This window comes from Lutibacter sp. (assembly GCF_040883305.1).
Lineage (GTDB): Bacteria > Bacteroidota > Bacteroidia > Flavobacteriales > Flavobacteriaceae > Lutibacter.
Window position 1 is genome coordinate 1 of sequence record NZ_JBFLKT010000412.1, and the last position, 4,438, is coordinate 4,438.

Annotated in this window: 4 protein-coding genes and 1 pseudogene; all 5 read right to left on the reverse strand. The window is 27.8% G+C overall.

Going from position 1 to position 4,438, the window contains the following annotated elements:
* Window positions 1-1,693 (reverse strand): M1 family metallopeptidase (locus tag AB1Z17_RS13305; protein WP_368052258.1); only part of this gene is annotated, 1,693 nt, incomplete at its 3' end.
* A 62-nt stretch (window positions 1,694-1,755) separates the two neighbouring features.
* Entirely contained in the window at window positions 1,756-2,253 is a 498-nt protein-coding gene (locus tag AB1Z17_RS13310) for a DUF6702 family protein (RefSeq protein WP_368052259.1), read from the reverse strand.
* A gap of 25 nt (window positions 2,254-2,278) precedes the next feature.
* The gene (locus tag AB1Z17_RS13315; protein ID WP_368052260.1) at window positions 2,279-2,815 is read right to left on the reverse strand and encodes a GNAT family N-acetyltransferase; all 537 of its coding nucleotides are present in this window, start codon (window positions 2,813-2,815) and stop codon (window positions 2,279-2,281) included.
* Window positions 2,816-2,913: 98 nt separating this feature from the next.
* The gene (locus AB1Z17_RS13320; RefSeq protein WP_368052261.1) at window positions 2,914-3,681 is read right to left on the reverse strand and encodes a hypothetical protein; all 768 of its coding nucleotides are present in this window, start codon (window positions 3,679-3,681) and stop codon (window positions 2,914-2,916) included.
* Between the two features lie 222 nt (window positions 3,682-3,903).
* Window positions 3,904-4,438 (reverse strand): annotated as a pseudogene (locus tag AB1Z17_RS13325) (hypothetical protein); the annotation flags it as partial.

Consider the following 4,438-nt stretch of genomic DNA (forward strand, 5'->3'; position numbering starts at 1 on the left):
AATCTAAATCCATTGCAGAAGCATCTTCCATAGTTCTAAAAAAGTCAGCAGGAGTAGGGTGTTTAAATTTCCAACGTGTTGCATAGGTTTTAAAAGCGTGGTCAAATAATTCTGGTCCCATTATGGTTTGACGTAATATAAAAAGCCCAGCTGCAGGTTTTGCGTATGCGTTTGATCCAAAATTAAAAGTATTGTCTCCTTGGGTCATAATTGGAGCTAATCTACTTTGATCACCTTTCATATACCGAACAATATTTTTTGGATATTTAGTCATTGGAAAAAGGATAGAATCGTATTTGTATTCTGCTAAAATTTCAACAAAAGAGTTGATGCCTTCATCCATCCAAGTCCATTGGCGCTCGTCTGAATTCACAATCATTGGAAAAAAACTATGTCCTACTTCGTGCGTAACAACGCCTATTAAACCCTTTTTTGCTCTTAAAGTATAGTTGCCATTTTTATCGGTTCTACCATAGTTAAAAGAAATCATAGGATACTCCATTCCCATTTGTACATTTACCGATGTGGCATGCGGATATGGATAATCGAATGTATGTTTAGAGTAAACTTCTAATGTATTAGCAACAACTTTTGTAGAATGTTCTTGCCATAATGTTTTACCTTCTTCTGGGTAAAGAGAATATGCCATAACTGTTTTGTCATTTAATTTAACAGCCATTGCATCCCACATATATTTGGCAGAAGTAGCAAATGCAAAATCACGGACATTCTCTGCATATAGTTTCCAAGTTTTTGTTTTAGTGCTTTTTTCTTTTGAAGCTGCTATAGCTTCTTCAGATGTTACAATAAACATTGGATTGTTATAGTTAGTTTGCGCTTGTTGATATCTATTGTATTGAATTTTTGATAAAACATCTTTCGGATTTTTAATAACCCCGGTTCCATTTAAGATATAATTTTTTGGAGTTGTAATTGAAACATCAAAATTTCCAAACTCTAGAGCAAATTCACTCGATCCCCAAAATTGCATATTTTGCCAGCCTTCTACATTATTGTAAACTGCTAAACGAGGATAAAACTGTGCAATTGCATACGCCGCTGTTCCGTCTTCGAAAATTTCAAACCCAGATCTTCCTCTATCTTCCCTATAATTATTTATGTTATACCACCATTTTATGTCAAATACAAATGTTTTACCAGATGCTAGCGGATTTGGTAAATCAATTCGCATCATTGTATTGTTTATTGTGTAGTTTAAATCATTTCCATTAGAATCTTTTAAAGTTTTAATTTTAAAACCGCCATCAAAAGGTTTTCCCATAAAACTTTTTGTGAAATTTGATGGAGAATAGGAAACTCTTGGGCCACCGCCATTTCTATCATTTCTTTTGGAGTCAGCGGCACGCATATTTTGGTCGAGTTGCACCCATAAATACTCTAAATTATCTTTAGAGTTATTATGGTATGTTATGGTTTGCTTACCGTTAATTATGTGATTTTCAGTGTCTAAAACAATATCCATTTTATAATCAACTTGCTGTTGGGTATATTCATAGCCAGGTGCTCCAGAAGCTGTATGTTGCTTGTTTGGAGTTGGTAATTCTTGGTGTAATTGTTTAAATTTACTTATATTATAATGTGCTTGCTGCTCATTTTTTTGTTGATTTTCCTGGGCACAAATCGAAGTGGAAATTATCACCGAGGAAAGTAATAACACAAATAATTGTTTCATCTTAAATAGGATTTAATTAAGACTTGAAATTTAACAATTTTAACAATAAATTTAGAGTGTTATTAAAATTTTAACAAACCTTTATGTGTTTTTTTATTTAAGTAAAAAGTTTTGTGCTTTTTGTTTGCACTTATTTTAATAATATTTTGTTGGTCTTCAAAATCTCTGATTAAACAAGTATTGATAATTTCAAGGCTGTTTATGAATTTTACATTTGTAATTTCTAAATAAAAACGGACAATATCATCATCATATTCTTTTCCAATGTATTGATAAGGTGCCAGATTATTATTTACAGAAAATTTTAAATGTTCATTTAAATAATTTTCAAAATATTTGTCAATAGATTCGAACTCTTCTGGGGTTGCTATTTTAAGACTTGAATTATGGTCTTTATTTAGGGCAAGTTCTATATCATCAATAAAAAAACCGATAATAATTTGAATGGATTCTTTCTCTTTAATGTGTTCAATTTCACATAAACTTAAATAGTATTTGTGAACCGAAAAGGCGAGAAGAGGCACTAAAAGTACTAAAAATATATAGTTTTTAAATTTCATTTTTTAATTATCCAATTTTTTGAAGTTAGAATATATTCCCTGTTTTAGTTATTTGTTTTACCCAATTTTCTTTTGTTAATTTATACCTTCTGTCTGTGCAATTGTCTTGTTTATTAAAGAATTCTTTATCTCTAATAAAAAATTTGTCTAATATTTTAACTGATTTTATATTTTCAATGTTTACATCAGCAGTTACTAAGTCGAAATTTAAATTTTTGAAACCAAAAGTAATTAATCCTTTTGTTATTTCTGTTCCATACCCTTTTCTCCAGTATTTTTCTCTTAATCTATAAGCAATTTCGTTTTCCTCATCATTGTTTTTTAAAAATCCACATATTCCAATAAAATTATTGCTTTCTTTTTCAACAAGACCCCAAATTCTATTAGAAGTTGATTTTTCGAGTGTTATTAATTCGATAAGTTTAGCATCACTTTCTGTTTTAGTCATGGTTTTTTGAGGAATCGGAAGCATTACATTCGGATTTCCCATCATATCAAAAAAGTTATTTGAATCAGATTTTTTCAATGAATAAATAAGTAGTCTTTCTGTTTTGAAAATCATGTTTTATTAATTGATAATAACTAGAAATTAGTATAATATGAGTTGGCTAATAAACAAAAAGCATTTTAAAATTCCATAAAAAAAGTCTGAGAAAAATTCTATTCTTTAATTTGATTGAATTTTCTGCTTTGCACTATTAAAAAGTTTTTAATTTGAAACTCATTACTATTTAAATGATTGTTTAAGCCATTATCTTGGCAATATTCTAAAAATAAATAGATTTTATCATCTGGAATTTTTAAAGCATCAGTAAAAAAATTGGCTTTATAAAGGGTAAATAACTTATCAGGAAATTCTTCTATAAGTCGATTATTTTCTTTTTTTACTGCTTTTTTTTCTTTATTTTTTAATCTTAAATTTTTAGTTATTAGTTTAAAAATTGAGACAAAATCCACTCCAACATTACCGTAAGAAGGATCGGTCATTCTACGTAAATCTGGCCCCTTTTTTTTGTTATCATCTGTTTTGTTTAAAACCATGCCTTTTTGAACATCAATATTTCCAAAATCTAACCTTATTTTTTGGTTTAATAAAACTTCATCAAGTTCATTTAAATCTTGTTCTAAAAAAATAAGTAATTTTTTTTCGTTAATATGCTTTTCTGAAATTTTAATAACTCTGTTTGTATAACTTATTGAAGAAAACATTATAGAATCTCCGAGTTTAGCAAATAATGTAAATTCGCCTTTAGTATTACTTGAAGCTCCAAAGTTTTGGGTGAGATTAAGAATATTAATATTTTCTAAAAAAATGGAATCAGATTTTATAATACCTTCTATTTTTACAAGTGATTTTTGCGCAAATAAATGCATACTTATAAATAAGAATAGGAGTGATACGGTTTTTAGTTTTTTATTTAGTTTCATTTTTAAAATGCTTTCTTCTTGCAATATTTTAATAGGATAATATTTTTGATTTTATAATTATTAATAAAGTTATAAATTTTATATTCAGTAATCTTTAAAATACTCACAAAAAAATCTGTTCCTAATGTTTTTATCGTTTATAAGCAAAATCCTTTCACTTTTTGAGTTCTCAGTTGGAATTTGTTTAGTATTTAGGTAAATTCTAAACAATCACAAATATTTTTAATCTTTAATTTTGTTGTAACTATTACTCTCTTCTTTTAAAATCTCAATAATTTCTAATAATCTATTGTCGACATATTTGGCAGAAATATCTTTAGATTCGCAATAATCAATAAACAAATAAATCTTCTCTTTAGGAATTTTTAAACTATTTATAAAAAAATCATCACCCAATCGTTTTCTAAGCTGATAAGGGAATTCTTTCATCTTTGCTAGCTTTCTTTTTAATGCTCTTTCATTTTCTAGTTGTTTATTGTATTTACTACCTTGTCCACCTCCAGCTAAATAAACAGGATTTGTAAAAGATTCAGCATTTACATTTTTCTGATAACCAAATTCATCTCCAGGTAATTTTTTATCTAAATCACTTAATTTATATAAAAAGTTAGCTTTTGGAACAGTGTCTTTGGGAGTTTTCTTAAAATCTACATCTAAACTTCCTGTTAAACCGTGTAAGTAAACTTCGTCTAGAATATTAACAATAGGAACTAATTTAACGATAATAGAAGTTGATTCAAGATGATATTTAGAAATA